This window comes from Dokdonia sp. LLG6352-1, from assembly GCF_045055815.1.
Taxonomy (GTDB): Bacteria; Bacteroidota; Bacteroidia; order Flavobacteriales; family Flavobacteriaceae; genus Dokdonia; species Dokdonia donghaensis.
In genome coordinates this window covers 2,820,413-2,836,488 of the sequence record NZ_CP159329.1, presented here as the reverse complement: position 1 = coordinate 2,836,488, position 16,076 = coordinate 2,820,413, and the positions used below count along the sequence as shown (strand labels likewise).

Genomic DNA, 16,076 nt, shown 5'->3' with positions numbered 1-16,076 from the left:
AAATAATGTATATTTGTCCCCTAACCCTCTGAAAATTCGATAAATGAAAAAGTTTTTATTTAGTACAATTGTCATAAGTTTATTTGTATTTACGACTGTAAATGCTCAAGTTACATCAGGATTTAAAGCCGGAGTAAACTTCTCAGACATTAATAGCTTTGAGTTTAATAATGATGGTTCTTCTGCGGCAAATACGATAGAAGATCAGCTAGATGGAAGGCGTACAGGTTATTTTGTAGGTTTTTTAGTAGATATTCCTCTTACAGAAAAGTTAAGTTTTGTTCCAGAATTTATCTTCTCTCAACAAGGTAAAAATTTAGAGAGCTTTAGACTTGATTATTTAAACTTACCACTTGGTCTTAAGCTAGAGATAAGTGATTTATATGTAAGCGTAGGCCCACAAATAGGTGTAAGGGTTTGGGATTCAGATAAATCTGGTGAGTTTGCAAACTTTGAAGCATCGGCTTTTGGAGGAATAGGGTATATTTTTGAGTCTAACATTTTTATTGAGGCGAGATATACACTTGGTCTTACAGATATCTTTCAAGATAATAATGCAACTACCTTTAGTAATGGAGGCGGAACAACGTTTACAAATCTTGAAGGAAAAAATGCGGTAATACAATTAGGCGTTGGTTATAGACTTTAAGTCTAGAATTGCAGCTTGTCGATTGTAAGTTGTTTTTTATAGTATTAAGAAGGCTTTCTTATATAAAAGCCTTTTTATATTTAATATAGCGATTATCTTTACATTCTAGTAGTTTCCCAGCAACACAAAAATGTTATTAACGACTATTATATTATTGATATGAAAAAACTAGTACTTTCTTTATTATTTTTTGCATTTATATGCAGTACACAATTGTTTGCTCAAGGCGCAAGAGTTGGCTTTAAGGCTGGATTAAGCTATAGTCAAATAAGTGGTTATGAGTTCGATCTTTTTAATAGAATGGGTGATGCCGCTAGACCTGCACCTACCGGAGCAGAAGAAGGACGTTATGGGTTTGCTGTAGCATTTCTAGCCGAATTCCCTATTAATGATAAAATAAGTTTTCAACCAGAATTTGCATTCTCATCACAAGGTAATAAGTATGAGGGAACACGTTTTGATAACTTACAGTTGCCACTAGGTTTGAGAATAAACTTCAATCAGCTTTTTGTTATTGCTGGACCACAAGCTGGTATTAAAATATCTGATCCATTACAGTCTAAAAATTATAAATCTTTTGATGTCTCTGCCTTTGGAGCAATAGGGTATCATTTTAACGAGAGTGTTTTTATAGAAGCACGTTTTACAAGAGGATTTTTAGAAGTATTTGAGGATGATTCTCAAATAGTAGTTCCTTATACGCCAAGCGGTGATGATCCTGGGGCAAATAGCAATAGCCTTGTAAATAGCGATAATTTTCTTATCAACAATACTGGAAACAATCAGTACTTTACCTTTAGTGTAGGATATAGATTATAAGACCATAAATACACATTAAAAGCCTAGATTATAATATAATCTAGGCTTTTTTAGTTTGACAAATATATGAGCTATTAGACTTTCATTCGTAGTATGATACATACAGGTACAAGTAACGTGTATGTTATAAAGAAAGGGATACTAAGTTCTGGGCTTTGTAGTACCAGTAATGTAGCCATTATTAATAGTTGAAAACCTAAGCCAAAGGTTGATACAAGAGTCATTAACCAGTTAGGTATAAGCTTACCTTTAGCGGCTCTAGGATCTAGCGTATAGATTATTTTATCAAATAATCCATATAGAACTTTATAGGTGTAAAAAAGAGCTGTTACCGTAACTTGCTCTTCACCCGGTAATGCTTGGGGTGTTCCCGTTTCGGTGATTCGGCTTGTAGTATCACCGTTGAGTTTATATCTCAAGATAACATAGTAGTAATTATATAAAGTCCCTTGTATTTGAAGTGCTATAAATGCAAGAATAATAAGCCAAACATCTGCATCTGTCTTATAACCTATCATTAAAAGGAATAACGCATTAAGTACAATATCGAGTATAGAATCTAGATATCGACCCGTGTAGGAGGGTGTTTTTTTTACTCTCGCCAGTTCCCCATCTGCGGCATCAAGTATAGATTTTAGAATCATAAAAATTGCCGCGAGTATATAATATTCTGTGTAGATACAATAGATAGCAATCATTCCCGAAACAAAAAAGAGAAGCGTAACCTGGACAGGAGTAGCGCTGGTATCCTTTAAAAATCGTACTATATACTGAGCGGGTTTTCTTCCATAGTCTGATAAATCTGTAAAACGATGCGCCTGTGGTAATTTTGACATAAAATCTAGGTTTTAGCATTTTTAAAAACCTAGAAGGGCAATTTAAAACAGCAATTGTTAATTAAATATAACTAATACAAAGGTAGTTTACGCTTTCGCGAAAGCGTAATTAATCACTTGTTAATTTGACTGGTTATAAAAGGATATATAGATAGCATTAGAAACATAAGCACACTAAGAACTACACTTATTGATATGAAACTAAAGACTTCTTCAAGATTAAAGAGTATGATAGCAATGGGTTGAAATACACCAAAAATTATAAGTAATACAACGAGTGTAAAGGCTATATTCATAATTTTTGGGACGCGCTTTACTGCCTGAAGGGTGAGTGCGAGTAATTGCGGTATAACCTCATCAGAGAGGTGCATACCTAGTTTGGAAATGAGTTCTTCACTAAAGCCTACATCTTGATAGCGTATGGTGTCTATTTGAACAGCATAATTTATAATCTTTTCTTGATGTCGTTCATATATTCTTGAAACATCTAGCTCTTCTTTAAACTGATTATATTTAAAACCAAAATAATGGTTCCAGCCAGTACCTACTTTGTGCTCTGCCCATTTTTTGAGCATACGGCTATCGTACTCTTTTGGGTTCATATAGTTATCTACTCTTCCTTTACTTGGGTCGTTAAGAAGTATGGCTTTAGTCTCTAAATATAAAATTTCTGTTTCTCCATAGCGATCTTTTTCTTCTATATACTCAAGTGCAAGCTTAGATCTACCTTTATAAAATTCTTTTACTAGAAAGTAGTTTAGGTTAGTAAACTCTTCATCTATATATTCTTTTAAGCCAGGTGCCCAAACTTTTGATCGTACAAGTATATCTGCAATATCTCTAAAGTAATGCACTTGCTGGGTGAGCTTCTGTATTTCTAATGTTGTAGAGTCTCCTGTAAATTGTAGTTGAGACGTTTTGGTAAGAATGAAACCTAAAATAACAACAACGAGCAGTATGCTTATAACAACTATTATTTGTACAGTGGTAAGTAGTTGTGATTTATTGTCAAGCGGGAAATATAGTATAAGACCTATAACCAGCAGTAGGCCTCCACAAACGCTTATAAACGCCGGGATAAAGGGTGTGACCAACTTGACAAAATTACGCAATTTTATCTAACTTTTTAATTATTAAGTAGTTGGGCCCCTTACCGTGAGGTAATAAAAGGTAGGCAAATAAACAATTTATAATTGGATATACAAAATTGTAAGAAAACGATTTTTAATAACAGTATTTATGTAATCTTTAATAGCTAGTGAGTTGTTAGTCACAAAATCCTTATTCATTTATAAATGCCACGCTGTGACAGGCTACAATGGCAGCGGTCTCAGTACGTAGTCTACTATGACCTAGTGATACAGGTGTTATATTTTTTTGTAGGGCTTGTTGTATTTCTGTAGTTGAGAAGTCTCCCTCAGGGCCTATTAAAATTGTGTAGTCTGTTCCAGGAGATAGGTCACTTTTAAGGAGACTTTTTTTATCGTCTTCACAATGGGCTATAAATGTATTGCTATGTGCATTTGTTATAAAATCTTTAAAAGGCGTGAGCGGGTTTAGTGCGGGTAGGTGATAGTGCAGTGACTGCTTCATTGCACTTTGCAATATTTTAAGAAAGCGCTCCTCCTTTATTACTTTGCGTTCGCTATGATCACAAAGTAGTGGTGTGATTTCTGTAACACCTATCTCTGTTGCTTTTTCTAAAAACCACTCAAATCTATCATTGAGTTTTGTGGGGGCTACAGCGAGGTGTAGTTTGTAATCTCTTGGCTCTTGGTATGTGTGGCTTGTGATAGATAATTTACATTTATTAGGATTTGCATCATATACCTGCGCAGTAAACAGGTAACCATTACCATTAGTAAGATAGATAGTATCACCAGGCTGCTTACGTAGTACCCTTATAACGTGCTTACTCTCATCCTTAGGTAAAGTGTATGAGGTGCTTTCTATATCAAGACTCTTGCTGTAAAATAGTTGCATACTTATATTTTCAATCTAGATTGAGCACTTACTTCTAAGTTTTGAAAAGAATCTTTCTCTACAAGATCTTTATACTTAAGGTATCCCACAATGCCTATCATCGCTGCGTTATCTGTCGTGTATTGAAATTTTGGTAAAAATGTTTTCCAGCCGTGAGTAGTTTCTGCCTTTTTTAGCGCGGTTCTTATACCACTGTTTGCAGATACGCCACCACCTATAGCGATTTGAGTAATGCCAGTTTCTTTTACCGCTTTCTTAATTTTATCCATTAAGATATTTACAATGGTATATTGTATTGAGGCGCACACATCATCCCTATGTTCTTTTAAAAAGTCAGGGTTTGCCTCCTGTTGTCTTTGTACAAAGTACATTATTTGTGTTTTAAGACCGCTAAAGCTAAAGTTAAGACCATCCACCTTGGGTTTTGTAAAAGGAAAAGCTTTTGGATTACCCAGTTGTGCATACTTATCTATGAGCGGTCCTCCTGGGTAGGGTAAATCCATAATTTTTGCACTTTTATCAAAGGCTTCACCCACGGCATCATCTATAGTCTCACCTATGACTTCCATTTTAAAGTAATCATCTACACGCACTATTTGTGTATGGCCACCAGATATTGTCACTCCTATAAAGGGAAAACTAGGTTTATCATATCCTTCTTCATCTATAAAATGGGCTAGTATATGCGCTTTCATATGGTTTATGTCCAGCAGCGGTATGTCTAGCCCCATCGCAAAAGATTTTGCAAATGAGGTGCCTACCAGAAGGGACCCAAGTAAGCCAGGTCCACTTGTAAAAGCAATGGCGCTTAGTTGTTTTTTGTCGATATTTGCTTTACGTAATGCAGCGGTAACAACTGGCACTATATTTTGTTGATGTGCACGCGAGGCAAGCTCTGGAACTACACCTCCATATTCTTGATGAATCGCTTGGTTTGCAACAACATTTGAGAGTACCTTATCGTTTTGTAATACAGCAGCAGCAGTATCATCACAAGAAGATTCAATAGCGAGAATGTAAGTTTTTTGAGAATCAGTATTCATAAGGCACGTAAGTTGCAATAAGTTTACAAAGTTAAAACAATAAGCCCTATCAAGAAATTTAAAAAAATAGCACTTCGCACGCTTTTGGTGTTGTTCTTACTATTTGGGCTCATCGTGCTACTTTTTTCTATTCCAGCTGTACAAACGCATATTGCAAAAAATGCAACAGATCGTATTAATGAAAAATATGGTACAGAAATACACCTAGAACGCGTAGGACTTAAATGGAATGGTGATGTACTGGTAAAAGGTACTCTCATAAGAGATCATAAAAATGATACAATGATCTATGTGCGTGAGCTTGCCACAAGTGTTTACAGTGTTAAAAAGGTATTGGATAGTGATCTTGATCTAGGTGATATAAGTCTAGAGGGTGCACGGTTTTACCTTACTAAATATGAAGGAGACACCTCAGATAACCTTACAATCTTCTCACGTAAATTTGCTTCAAACAATTCTCAAGGAAACACAAATTTTCTATTAGCATCAGACGATGTGCTCATTACCGATGGCAGGTTTATGTATATAAATGAGGAGCTTAACGATCCCTTTGTGTTAGATTACCAAAATCTCACTACAGAGTGGGAAGATTTTGTTATCAATAATCAAACTGTTGATGCACATATAACTTCGCTCTCATTTGATGCTATAAAAGGATACCAGATTAGAACACTAGATGGTATATTTCACTATGATCCAGATTTAATTTCTCTCAACGATTTTTCATTAACTACAAATGATTCTTCACTTGAAGGTGACATTACCTTAGATACCTCAGACGGAGCACTAGACGATTTTAACACGCTGGTAGAGGTGAAGGCCGCTTTCGCGAAAGCGGAAATATCAACAAACGATATACGCCCATTTTACAATGACATTGCACCAGATGTTACCTTAAGCATACAAGGAGATCTCTCCGGCTATCTCAATGATTTTAGAGTACCTAATCTCGAGGTGAAAGGTCTGGGGAACTCTATGATACGTGGAGATGTCTTTTTTGAAAATTTGCTAGACAGTAACAAGTTTAGAATTAGTGGTGATTATAAAAGTGTGCAAACAAATTATTTTGACCTTAAAAAGTTACTCCCAAAACCACTGGAAAGCCTACCTACAGAGATGACGCAGCTAGGTACAATACGCTTTACGGGTAAAAATAGCCTTACAAGAGCTACTGTAGTTACAGCGGGTGTTATAGGTACAGATCTAGGTACTGTTAACCTAGACCTGGCAATGACAGGCTTACAAGATGCCGAAAATGCTGGTTATGAAGGTACTGTAATGGTAGATGATTTTAACTTAGGAAAGTTGCTTAATGACGATAGGCTGGGTAAGGCAACTTTTAATCTAGATGTAGACGGTAAAGGGTTTATACAAGAGACTATTAATACTAAGCTTTCTGGTACTATAGCAAGTATAGGCTACAATGATTATGATTATAAGGATATTACCATATTTGGAAATCTTAAGGCTCCGGTTTTTGACGGAGAAGTGCTTATAGATGATCCTAATGCTCGTGGTAAGTTTAATGGTCTTGTGGATATATCAAAAGAGATTAATAGTTACGACCTAGAAGCACAAATAGATTATGCAGATCTTGTTTCTCTTAATTTTATAAACGACAGTATCTCTGTACTTAAAGGTAACGTTGTTGTAGATATGAGGGGTACTGGTATTGAGAATATGTATGGTCGTATTTCTTTTGAAGATGCGAGTTACCAAAATAAAAACAACACTTACAGTTTTAAAGATTTTGAGATCACTTCAAAGTTTGATAAAAAACAAGTGCGTACCATTGCTATAAACTCTACAGACATAATAAGTGGTGAGGTGAGTGGTATTTATAAATTTGGCGAAGTGGTGCCACTTTTTAAAAATGCCATAGGTAGTTTATATACAAATTATCAACCTGAGATTCTCACAGAAAATCAGTTTATGGATTTTGAGTTTACGATCTATAATAAGATTGTAGAAGTATTTGTGCCAGATTTAAAACTTGAGCCAGAAACTATTATAAGAGGTAGTGTGGTGGCAGACGACTCTGAGTTTAAACTCACCTTTAAGTCACCGCAAATAGATGCCTTTGGGTATATGGCAGAAGCTATAGAAGTACGTGTAGATAATAAGAACCCACTATTTAATACATACGTCGCTGCAGATAGTATAAACGCAGGATTTTATGCGGTATCAGACTTTAACCTAATTAATGTGACTCTTAAAGATACACTCTTTATGCGCTCAGAGTTTACGGGTGGTAAGCGCAATGATGACTCTTTTGATTTGTCATTATATCATACTATTAATGAAGAAGGAAACTCGGTATTAGGTTTTAAAAAATCTGAAATTGTATTCAAGGATACGCCTTGGTTTATAAACGAAAAAAACGACCAGAATAACAGTGTCGTATTTGATAATAACTTTAAAGATATAGATATTAAGACCTTGGTGTTAAGTCATAAAGATGAGCTTATTGATCTTAAAGGCCAGATACGTGATAGCACCTATAAGAATATAAAAGCAAATTTTAAAAACGTAGATCTAGCCAAAGTAACTCCAGAGCTCGATAGTCTCAACCTGGGAGGACGCATTAATGGACAGCTAGATGTACTTCAGAAAAATGGTGCTTATTTACCTGTTACCTCACTAGCAATTTCAGACTTCTCTGTAAATGAGACTAACCTTGGGCAGCTAGATATTAATGTAAGAGGTAATGCAACTTTATCAAAATATGAGATTGAGTCTCGCCTTGCACGTGAGGGATTAAAATCCTTTACAGCAAATGGGACTATAGATGCTGCAGGCACTATACCTATTATAGATATGGCTGTGGGCCTTAAAGATCTTGATTTAAGCCCATTTAATCCTATGGGGCAGGGCGTGATAGATAGAATACGTGGCTTAGTGAGTGGTAATGCAAAAGTAGAGGGAGACTATCGCAACCCTGAGATAAATGGTAATTTGACCTTAAAAGATGCAGGTTTACAAATTCCTTATCTCAATGTGGATTATGATTTTAGAGGTATTTCAAATGTTGTTTTAAGAAAACAAGAGTTCGAGTTTCAAGCTGTACAACTGGAAGATATCAAGTATAAAACCTTAGGTGTCCTTAATGGCAAGATAAGCCACAAATCCTTTAATGATTGGAAACTCGATTTAGGTATAAGCGCCTCTCGAATTGCCGTACTCGATACCGAAGAAAATCTAGAGTCGCTCTATTATGGTACAGCTTTTCTAGAAGGAGAGGCATTTATTAAAGGCCCTACAGATAATCTAGTGATAGACGTTTTTGGAGAAACTGCCAAGGGTACCGTTTTTAAAATCCCTATAGATGACTCAGAAACTCTAGGTGACAACTCCTACATAAAGTTTTTAAGTCCAGAAGAAAAAGAGGCTCGTATTAACGGTGAGAAAATTATCACAGAAGCGGTAAAAGGTCTTTCTGTAAATTTTGACCTAGATATAGATCCAGATGCAGAGGTAGAGGTGGTTGTAGATAAAACTAATGGTAGTACCTTAAGAGGGAGAGGAGTAGGTACCTTACTTATACAACTTGATACGAATGGTAAGTTTATAATGAATGGGGATTTTATTGCCACCGAAGGAGTTTTTAATTTCCGTTACGGAGGTATTGTAACAAAAGACTTTATATTACAACAGGATGCAAACATACGCTGGGATGGTGATCCAGCAAAAGCTATACTAGATGTAAGCGCAATCTATAGAACGCAGGCTAATCCAAGTACATTACTAGAAACTTCTACCGTAAATAGAAAAATACCAGTTAACGTAATTATTAACCTAGCAGGAGAGCTGTTAAAGCCAGATATTACTTTTGATATTGAGTTTCCTGGTGCCGGTAGTACCGTGGTGTCAGAGTTAGAATTTTTATTACAAGACCGTAATGCAAAAGAGCTTAACGCTATATCTCTCGTTTCGCAAGGAGCATTTTTAAGCTCGGCTAGTGTAAATACTGCTACTGCAGCTGTAAATAATCTTCTTGAGACTACGTCTTCTATACTATCTGGTATTCTCTTTAATGATGATGATAGTATTTTTGACGTGGGAGTAGATCTTGTACAAGCAGAGCGTGACCCTACGGCAAATATCCAATCTGCAGGTAGAGTAGGAGTGACCCTGTCTACTCAAATTACAAACCGAGTTCTTATAAATGGTAAAGTAGGAGTGCCTACAGGAGGTATTAGTGAGAGTGTGATTGTGGGTGATGTAGAGATAGATTTCTTACTTAATGAAGATGGAACGTTACGAGCAAAAGTCTTTAACCGCCAGACAGATATTCAGTTTATAGGAGAGATAGAAGGTTATACCCAAGGAGTGGGACTTTCATATGCTGTAGATTTTAATACTTTTAAAGAACTACTACGTAAAGTATTTAAAGGCAAAGTAGAAGAAGCTGTTCTTCAAGCTCAAGGCGAAAGAGATGTCCCAAAAAAGATTGGACCAGATGGCGTTCAATTTAATAAATAGGAAAAGTCTTTTTTTACGCTTTCGCGAAAGCGTAATTCTTCCTCATTTTATCATTTTCGGCTTCTTTTTGATGTGTCATAATTAAGAATTCCAAAAAACTTTTCAACCGAAAACGTTTGAAATTGACAATCCAATAAATTACACCCCAATTCATTGATTTTTCTACATTAAGTTTGCTAAATTTAATCTAAAATTGTGCTTATATGAGTAAAAAAATCACCAAAATAGCAGTTATGACCTCTGGAGGAGACGCCCCAGGAATGAATGCTGCAGTAAGATCTGTTGTACGTACTTGTGCTTATCACGAGTTAGAATGTGTAGGGATACACAGAGGGTATGACGGTATGATTGAGGGTGATTTTATTCCGCTAGACGCAAGAAGTGTACGTGGTATAATTAATAAAGGAGGAACCTTTTTAAAATCTGCCAGGTGCGAGCGTTTTAGAACTACAGATGGTAGACAGATTGCTCATAACCAGATGGTAAAGGCAGGTATAGATGCACTTGTAGTAATAGGTGGTGACGGTACATTTACAGGAGCACTTCATTTTAACGCAGAGTTTGACTTCCCAGTGATAGGTATACCTGGTACAATAGATAATGATATAAGTGGTACAGACCGCACACTAGGGTATGATACAGCACTTAATACTGCTGTAGATGCTATAGATAAAATACGTGATACTGCACACTCACACGATAGGCTCTTTTTTGTAGAAGTAATGGGCCGCGATGTAGGTCACATTGCTCTAAATGCTGGAGTAGGTGCTGGTGCCGAAGAGATCTTAATACCAGAAGAAGATATGGGTATAGAACGACTAGTAGAATCACTACAGCGTTCTAAAATATCTGGAAAATCATCAAGTATCGTTGTCGTAGCCGAAGGTGATAAAATAGGGAAATCTGTTTTTGAACTTAAAGATTATGTAGATGAAAATCTTGAGGGGTATGACGTACGTGTTTCTGTACTAGGGCATATGCAGCGAGGAGGATCTCCTACTTGCTATGATCGCGTGCTAGCTAGCCGTATGGGAGTAAAGGCTGTAGAGAGTCTTATAGAAGGAAAAAGTAATTATATGGTAGGTACCATACACGATACAATGACCCTTACACCGCTAGAACAAGCAATTAAGGGGGAGAGTAAAATAAATAAAGAATTAATCCGTGTGTCAGAGATAATGACCACATAATAATAGAGAAGAACAATGGCAAATTTAAAATTAGGAATAAACGGTTTTGGACGTATTGGACGTATCGTATTTAGAGCGACAGTAAAGCGTGATAATGTAGATGTAGTAGCAATAAACGATTTACTGGATGTAGATCACCTAGCGTACCTTCTTAAATATGACTCTGTACACGGACGTTTTGATGGAACTGTAGAGGTAAAAGATGGACACCTTGTTGTAGACGGTAAAACTATACGTGTTACTGCAGAGCGTGACCCAAAAAACCTTAAGTGGGATGAAGCTGGAGCAGATGTTGTAGCAGAGTGTACGGGTATCTTTACGACTCTAGAAACTGCAAATTACCATATAGAGGGTGGAGCAAAGAAAGTCGTAATATCTGCGCCTTCTAAAGATGCACCTATGTTTGTAATGGGAGTAAATGATGGAGATCTTACGGCAGAACACACCGTAGTGTCTAACGCCTCTTGTACTACAAACTGTCTAGCACCTATGGCAAAAGTTATAGAAGATAACTTTGGTCTTGAAGAGGCTCTTATGACTACAATACACGCAGGTACTTCTACACAATTTGTAGTAGACGCACCTAGCCGCAAGAACTATCGTCTAGGCCGTAGTGCTTTAAATAACATTATACCTACATCTACAGGAGCTGCAAAAGCAGTAGGGAAAGTACTACCAGCAGTAGATGGAAAACTTACAGGGATGGCTTTCCGTGTACCTACAGCAGATGTTTCTGTAGTAGACTTAACTGTGAAGACTTCAAAAGCAACGTCTGTAGAAGCTATTAAAAAAGCATTTAAAGATGCTGCCGAAGGATCTATGAAAGGTGTGGTAGGTTATACAGAAGATGCAGTTGTATCTCAAGATTTTGTAAGCGAAACACGTACTTCTGTATTTGATGCAGATAGTGCAATAGAATTAAACCCAACTTTTTTCAAGCTTGTATCTTGGTATGATAATGAGTTTGGATACTCAAACAAACTCGTTGACCTTGCAGAAAAAGTAAATACACTTTAAGATGCATTAGCGCGCTTTTGTAGTTATATATCTAACAACCTAAGAATATTAGGTTGAGTATATATTGCTGCAAAAGCGTTTTTTATTTTTTTCTTCATACACGTATTATATGATTTTAGTAGTAGATAGCGGTTCGACAAAAACAGATTGGATTGCGCTAACTGATGATGGTAAAAGTCTTTTCCAAACACAAACCTTAGGGTTAAACCCTCAAGTATTGTCTCAAGAGATATTGAGAGAACGTATTGTAAACAACTTTGAGCTTTATAAACATAGAAAAGATGTAAAAGCACTTTACTTCTATGGTGCTGGTTGTGGTACAGAGCGCCCTCGTGTTTTAATGAGAAGTGTTTTTGATGAGATATTTACAAAAGCTACAGATATAGTACTTAAAGAAGATACCTTTGCTGCATTATATGCTACTGCTAAAGAGGGAGAGAAAAGTATAGTTTGTATATTAGGTACAGGTTCCAACTGCAGTTACTTTGATGGAGAAAAAATAATCCAAAAGGTAGTATCTCTAGGGTATGTAGTAATGGATGATGCTAGTGGTAATTACTTTGGACGTCAACTTATACGTGATTATAAATTTGGTAAAATACCAGAAGCGCTAGCCCAAAAATTTGAGTCAGAATATGATTTAAGCTCAGAAAATATAAAGAATCACCTTTATAAAAATCCTAATCCTAATACGTACCTAGCAACCTTTGCACGTTTCATTATTGAAAATAAAGATGAGGAGTATTGCCAAGGCGTTATAAAGGAAGGGCTTTCTGTATTTGTAGAACACCAGATTGTTCTTCAGTTTCCAGATGCAAAAGACATACCTATACACTTTGTAGGTTCTATAGGTTTTTATTTACAAGCAGAACTCAAAGCAGTATTAAATAATTTTGGACTTACAGCTGGTAAGATTCTTAAGCGACCTATAGATGGCCTTGTCGCGCATCATAAAGAACACATTCTTGCCAAGTAGCAACACTATTAATTATAAAAAGAAAACAGCTGGAGTATATTAAGTTTTAATACCGTTATACAGAGAATTATAACCCATAAAACAACACGAATCCAGTTTCTTGAAACAAGTGACCTAAGATCTCCATCTGTGTGAGTATTTTGGGTCACTTTTTTATGTAGCGGTACAAATATAAGTGCAGTGGTAACCCAAGTAGATAATACGAAGACTAGATAAATAGTTCCTATCGTATATAAACTACCAGTAAATTCAGTATAAACAGCTAGTAAAAGTTGTATGACCATAAGTGGCCCCACTATTACAGCAATCTTACCTGTATACTTGTTATGCCAGTTTACAAGATTATCACGATTATAATATAAGAAGCTAGGGTATATTATGAGCTGTACGATTAAAATAAGTACGACTAGAGCCGCATCTACAGCAAGACTTATGAGGCTTAGTAAATCTATCATAAATGTGTTACCCGTATAAATGTGTTCTATAAATCTTTGCGATACGTTCTTCTACGTTTGTGAAGCTTGTGTTCGTAATTTTTCCAGAGCTGTTGTATGGCTTTATTTTCTTCTAGTTCTGGGTTTGTTTCAACTTGTGTAATCCCTCTAGAGTTAAATAGTTCTTGCATTTTCTGAAAAATAACAGCCGTAACCCCTTTGTTTTGATACTCTGGATCAATACCTATAAGGTAGAAGGCAGCAGTGTCATTTTTCTTTTTTGCTTTAAGCAAGTGATAAAAACCAAAAGGAAAGAGCGATCCATTTGCTTTTTTAAGCGCTTCATTAAAAGATGGCATTGTAATAGCAAAAGCAACTAGTTTACCCTCCTTATCTTGTACACACTTTATAAAATCTGGATGAATATATTTTATATATTTCTCCTTGTAGTGATCTATTTGATACTGCTGTATAGGTACAAAGGTGCTAAGAGTATTATATGTTTTATTAAGTAACCCAAACATCTCATCTACATACGGCTTTACATCTGCAGAGGTTTTAAACTCTAGTGGGCTAAGCTCATAGCGCTTTGCAATAATATCTGCAAATTTCTTCACTTTAGGGTTCTGCTTTTCTGGTGGGTCTATTTGAATTTTATATTCAACCCATTCGGCAGCTTTTTCAAAACCTAGTTGTTCAAAGTGATCCTTGTAATACGGGTAGTTATACCAAGTAATCATTGTGTTGAGATACTCAAATCCCTCTATAAGTAATCCTGCTTTCTCCATATTAGAAAAACCTACAGGTCCTTCTATAAACTCAAGATTATTTTCTTTTCCAATAACTGAGACTTTAGATAACAGTGCTTTAGTTACTTCTATATCATCTATTACATCAAACCAGCCAAAACGCATTTTAGGTTTCTTTTGCTCGTTGATTTCTATATGATTGATGATAGCACAAATTCTTCCTACGGCTTCTTGTTTTCCGTTTTCCGCTTTCGCGAAAGCAAGAAAATAACGTGCCTCTGCATTTTTAAACACAGGATTTTTTGCAGGGTCCATACTATCTAGCTCATCTGCTATGATGGGAGGTACCCACTTAGGTTCATCTTTATATAGGGAAAATGGGAACTTAACAAATTGTTTAAGTTCTTTAGGGGTAATCATTTCCTTAAGCGTAATCATTTGCAATATTTAGGGGGTATTATTTAATGCCGTCACCGTCAGGATCTACTGCATCTTTACGTTTTTTGTTTTTATTTATGCGCTCCGCTTGACGCTTTGATGAGCTCCTTTTGTCACCATCTGCATCTCTATCTTTTATAATCTCATCCTTCTCGTGTAAATCTAGTCTATAAGAAACTCCTGCAGAGACGTTCCAGCGGGTAGGGGTGTCTTTAAAGTTTGCCAGACCACTTAGGTCTACTTGTAGGTTTTTTGTGATAAGATATGCAGCTCCCGCTCGTACTAGATAATCTGCATAGAGATCACCATCTATAAGCTGGTACTCTGCAAAGCCAGCAAATTTTGAATTAAAGGAGTGTGTTAAGGTTGTAATCCAAGAGTTAGTAGGGTATGTGGTACCTGCTCTATCTACTATAATATTATTTACCCACACCCAGCGACCCCAGTTATGCTGGAGTATAAGCGCTAAGTTAGGACTAATACCATCCTCACGAATAGAATTAAACTGGCTGTTTTCAAAATCAAAAACACCTCCAGCATATACTGTTACAGCAGGGATAAGTGACTTCCACTTAAAACGTCTATTTGCGTGGTAACTGTATAGATTTACCTCGTCACTAGCATATTTATATGGGTCATAAATAAGGTATTTGGCACCTATTTGTACCGTCTCTAGTCCTGCGATAACATCTGGCGTGGCAGATCCAGAAATAAATGATACCTCATTGCGCTGGTATCTCATAAACCCGTTAAGCTCTAGTTTTTCAAAAAATAAACCGTAACGTAAATTGAGGTTATACCCCAGTATATCCTTATCTGTTTGTAAAAGCGAGTGGGTGTCATTCCCTATGTCAAAACCAGTTTCTACCTGTAAAACACGAGTACCCACACTAAAAGCGCCTTGAGATTCTCCAGGTCTGTTTGAGTTAATTGTCTCTGTGTATTGTGCTGTAATGGAGCTTGTTGTAGCGACACAAATTAATAGAGTAACAATAATACGTACGGTGTGCATAAAGGTTATGGGTTAGTCGTTCAAATATAGAAGAATTTATCTTTTTTTTAGGCTTCTGCATCTCTTTGTTGCAAGCTATAATTACTAATTTTGAAAAAAAAGTAAAGATTATGCTGCTAGTTGCAGAAATTCCAAGTTTTATTAAAACGATTGCCATCATACTTCTGGTATATTTTGGACTTCGTTTCTTGGCAAAATTAGCTTGGCCATACATTGTAAGGTACATTACAAAAAAAGCCGGTCAGAAAATGGAAAATGCCTTCAAAGGCTTCCAGCAACAGACGCAACACTATGGGCAATCACAACAAGAGCCTACAAGAGATGTTCCTAAAAAATCTTCAAAAGTAGTAGGAGAGTATGTAGACTATGAGGAGATAGATTAATGTTGAGTACGCTTTCGCGAAAGCGTAAAAACCACATTTCTACCCCCATTTTTTAGAGTCATTAC

14 protein-coding genes are annotated in these 16,076 nt (G+C 36.2%); 7 read left to right on the top strand and 7 right to left on the bottom strand.

The window, feature by feature from the left end; translation table 11 throughout:
• The first annotated feature begins 43 nt into the window (after positions 1 to 43).
• Positions 44 to 649, top strand: coding sequence for a porin family protein (locus ABVM49_RS12660; RefSeq protein ID WP_405202250.1), 606 nt, complete (start codon positions 44 to 46; stop codon positions 647 to 649).
• Positions 650 to 808: 159 nt separating this feature from the next.
• Positions 809 to 1,468, top strand: a complete 660-nt coding sequence (locus tag ABVM49_RS12655; protein WP_375252693.1) for a porin family protein — start codon at positions 809 to 811, stop codon at positions 1,466 to 1,468.
• A gap of 74 nt (positions 1,469 to 1,542) precedes the next feature.
• Here ABVM49_RS12655 and ABVM49_RS12650 read toward each other — a convergent pair whose 3' ends face one another.
• The 4 genes from ABVM49_RS12650 to tsaD all read right to left on the bottom strand — a co-directional run bounded on the left by ABVM49_RS12650 (position 1,543) and on the right by tsaD (position 5,330).
• Complete coding sequence (locus ABVM49_RS12650) at positions 1,543 to 2,304, bottom strand: CDP-alcohol phosphatidyltransferase family protein (protein WP_405202249.1); 762 nt, start codon at positions 2,302 to 2,304, stop codon at positions 1,543 to 1,545.
• 113 nt (positions 2,305 to 2,417) lie between these two features.
• Entirely contained in the window at positions 2,418 to 3,398 is a 981-nt protein-coding gene (locus ABVM49_RS12645; protein WP_405202248.1) for a hypothetical protein, read from the bottom strand.
• A 187-nt stretch (positions 3,399 to 3,585) separates the two neighbouring features.
• The gene (locus tag ABVM49_RS12640; RefSeq protein WP_405202247.1) at positions 3,586 to 4,287 is read right to left on the bottom strand and encodes a 16S rRNA (uracil(1498)-N(3))-methyltransferase; all 702 of its coding nucleotides are present in this window, start codon (positions 4,285 to 4,287) and stop codon (positions 3,586 to 3,588) included.
• A 2-nt stretch (positions 4,288 to 4,289) separates the two neighbouring features.
• A complete protein-coding gene (tsaD, locus tag ABVM49_RS12635; RefSeq protein WP_021779245.1) occupies positions 4,290 to 5,330 on the bottom strand; it encodes a tRNA (adenosine(37)-N6)-threonylcarbamoyltransferase complex transferase subunit TsaD in 1,041 nt (346 codons plus the stop codon).
• Positions 5,331 to 5,417: 87 nt separating this feature from the next.
• Here tsaD and ABVM49_RS12630 point away from each other — a divergent pair, with 87 nt between their 5' ends.
• The 4 genes from ABVM49_RS12630 (at position 5,418) to ABVM49_RS12615 (ending at position 12,995) form a co-directional block, all read left to right on the top strand.
• Positions 5,418 to 9,812, top strand: coding sequence for a translocation/assembly module TamB domain-containing protein (locus ABVM49_RS12630; RefSeq protein ID WP_405202246.1), 4,395 nt, complete (start codon positions 5,418 to 5,420; stop codon positions 9,810 to 9,812).
• Positions 9,813 to 10,015: 203 nt separating this feature from the next.
• Positions 10,016 to 11,002: a 6-phosphofructokinase gene (pfkA, locus tag ABVM49_RS12625; protein ID WP_021779243.1), complete on the top strand. Its 987-nt coding sequence runs from the start codon at positions 10,016 to 10,018 to the stop codon at positions 11,000 to 11,002.
• Positions 11,003 to 11,017: 15 nt separating this feature from the next.
• On the top strand, positions 11,018 to 12,019 hold the full coding sequence (gene gap / locus ABVM49_RS12620) for a type I glyceraldehyde-3-phosphate dehydrogenase (protein WP_035324680.1): 1,002 nt from the start codon (positions 11,018 to 11,020) through the stop codon (positions 12,017 to 12,019).
• A 109-nt stretch (positions 12,020 to 12,128) separates the two neighbouring features.
• On the top strand, positions 12,129 to 12,995 hold the full coding sequence (locus tag ABVM49_RS12615) for an N-acetylglucosamine kinase (protein WP_405202245.1): 867 nt from the start codon (positions 12,129 to 12,131) through the stop codon (positions 12,993 to 12,995).
• 8 nt (positions 12,996 to 13,003) lie between these two features.
• On the opposite strand, the gene ABVM49_RS12610 is transcribed toward ABVM49_RS12615, so the two are convergent.
• The 3 genes from ABVM49_RS12610 to ABVM49_RS12600 are packed head-to-tail and all read right to left on the bottom strand — an operon-like array spanning position 13,004 to position 15,628.
• Positions 13,004 to 13,450 (bottom strand): hypothetical protein, encoded by a 447-nt coding sequence (locus ABVM49_RS12610; RefSeq protein WP_405202244.1) that lies wholly within the window; start codon positions 13,448 to 13,450, stop codon positions 13,004 to 13,006.
• A gap of 26 nt (positions 13,451 to 13,476) precedes the next feature.
• Positions 13,477 to 14,616: a GTP cyclohydrolase gene (locus ABVM49_RS12605; RefSeq protein WP_405202243.1), complete on the bottom strand. Its 1,140-nt coding sequence runs from the start codon at positions 14,614 to 14,616 to the stop codon at positions 13,477 to 13,479.
• A 19-nt stretch (positions 14,617 to 14,635) separates the two neighbouring features.
• A complete protein-coding gene (locus ABVM49_RS12600; RefSeq protein ID WP_405202242.1) occupies positions 14,636 to 15,628 on the bottom strand; it encodes a transporter in 993 nt (330 codons plus the stop codon).
• A gap of 110 nt (positions 15,629 to 15,738) precedes the next feature.
• Between ABVM49_RS12600 and ABVM49_RS12595 the strand changes: the two genes are divergently transcribed.
• Positions 15,739 to 16,011 carry a DUF4834 domain-containing protein gene (locus ABVM49_RS12595; protein WP_405202241.1) on the top strand — a complete coding sequence of 91 codons (273 nt, stop codon included), beginning with the start codon at positions 15,739 to 15,741 and terminating at the stop codon, positions 16,009 to 16,011.
• The last annotated feature ends 65 nt before the right edge of the window (positions 16,012 to 16,076 follow it).

Coding starts and splice junctions, on each gene's coding strand:
- ABVM49_RS12660 (WP_405202250.1), top strand. CDS start 44: ATGAAAAAGTTTTTATTTAGTACAATTGTCATAAGTTTATTTGTATTT.
- ABVM49_RS12655 (WP_375252693.1), top strand. CDS start 809: ATGAAAAAACTAGTACTTTCTTTATTATTTTTTGCATTTATATGCAGT.
- ABVM49_RS12650 (WP_405202249.1), bottom strand. CDS start 2,304: ATGTCAAAATTACCACAGGCGCATCGTTTTACAGATTTATCAGACTAT.
- ABVM49_RS12640 (WP_405202247.1), bottom strand. CDS start 4,287: ATGCAACTATTTTACAGCAAGAGTCTTGATATAGAAAGCACCTCATAC.
- tsaD (WP_021779245.1), bottom strand. CDS start 5,330: ATGAATACTGATTCTCAAAAAACTTACATTCTCGCTATTGAATCTTCT.
- pfkA (WP_021779243.1), top strand. CDS start 10,016: ATGAGTAAAAAAATCACCAAAATAGCAGTTATGACCTCTGGAGGAGAC.
- gap (WP_035324680.1), top strand. CDS start 11,018: ATGGCAAATTTAAAATTAGGAATAAACGGTTTTGGACGTATTGGACGT.
- ABVM49_RS12615 (WP_405202245.1), top strand. CDS start 12,129: ATGATTTTAGTAGTAGATAGCGGTTCGACAAAAACAGATTGGATTGCG.
- ABVM49_RS12610 (WP_405202244.1), bottom strand. CDS start 13,450: ATGATAGATTTACTAAGCCTCATAAGTCTTGCTGTAGATGCGGCTCTA.
- ABVM49_RS12605 (WP_405202243.1), bottom strand. CDS start 14,616: ATGATTACGCTTAAGGAAATGATTACCCCTAAAGAACTTAAACAATTT.
- ABVM49_RS12600 (WP_405202242.1), bottom strand. CDS start 15,628: ATGCACACCGTACGTATTATTGTTACTCTATTAATTTGTGTCGCTACA.
- ABVM49_RS12595 (WP_405202241.1), top strand. CDS start 15,739: ATGCTGCTAGTTGCAGAAATTCCAAGTTTTATTAAAACGATTGCCATC.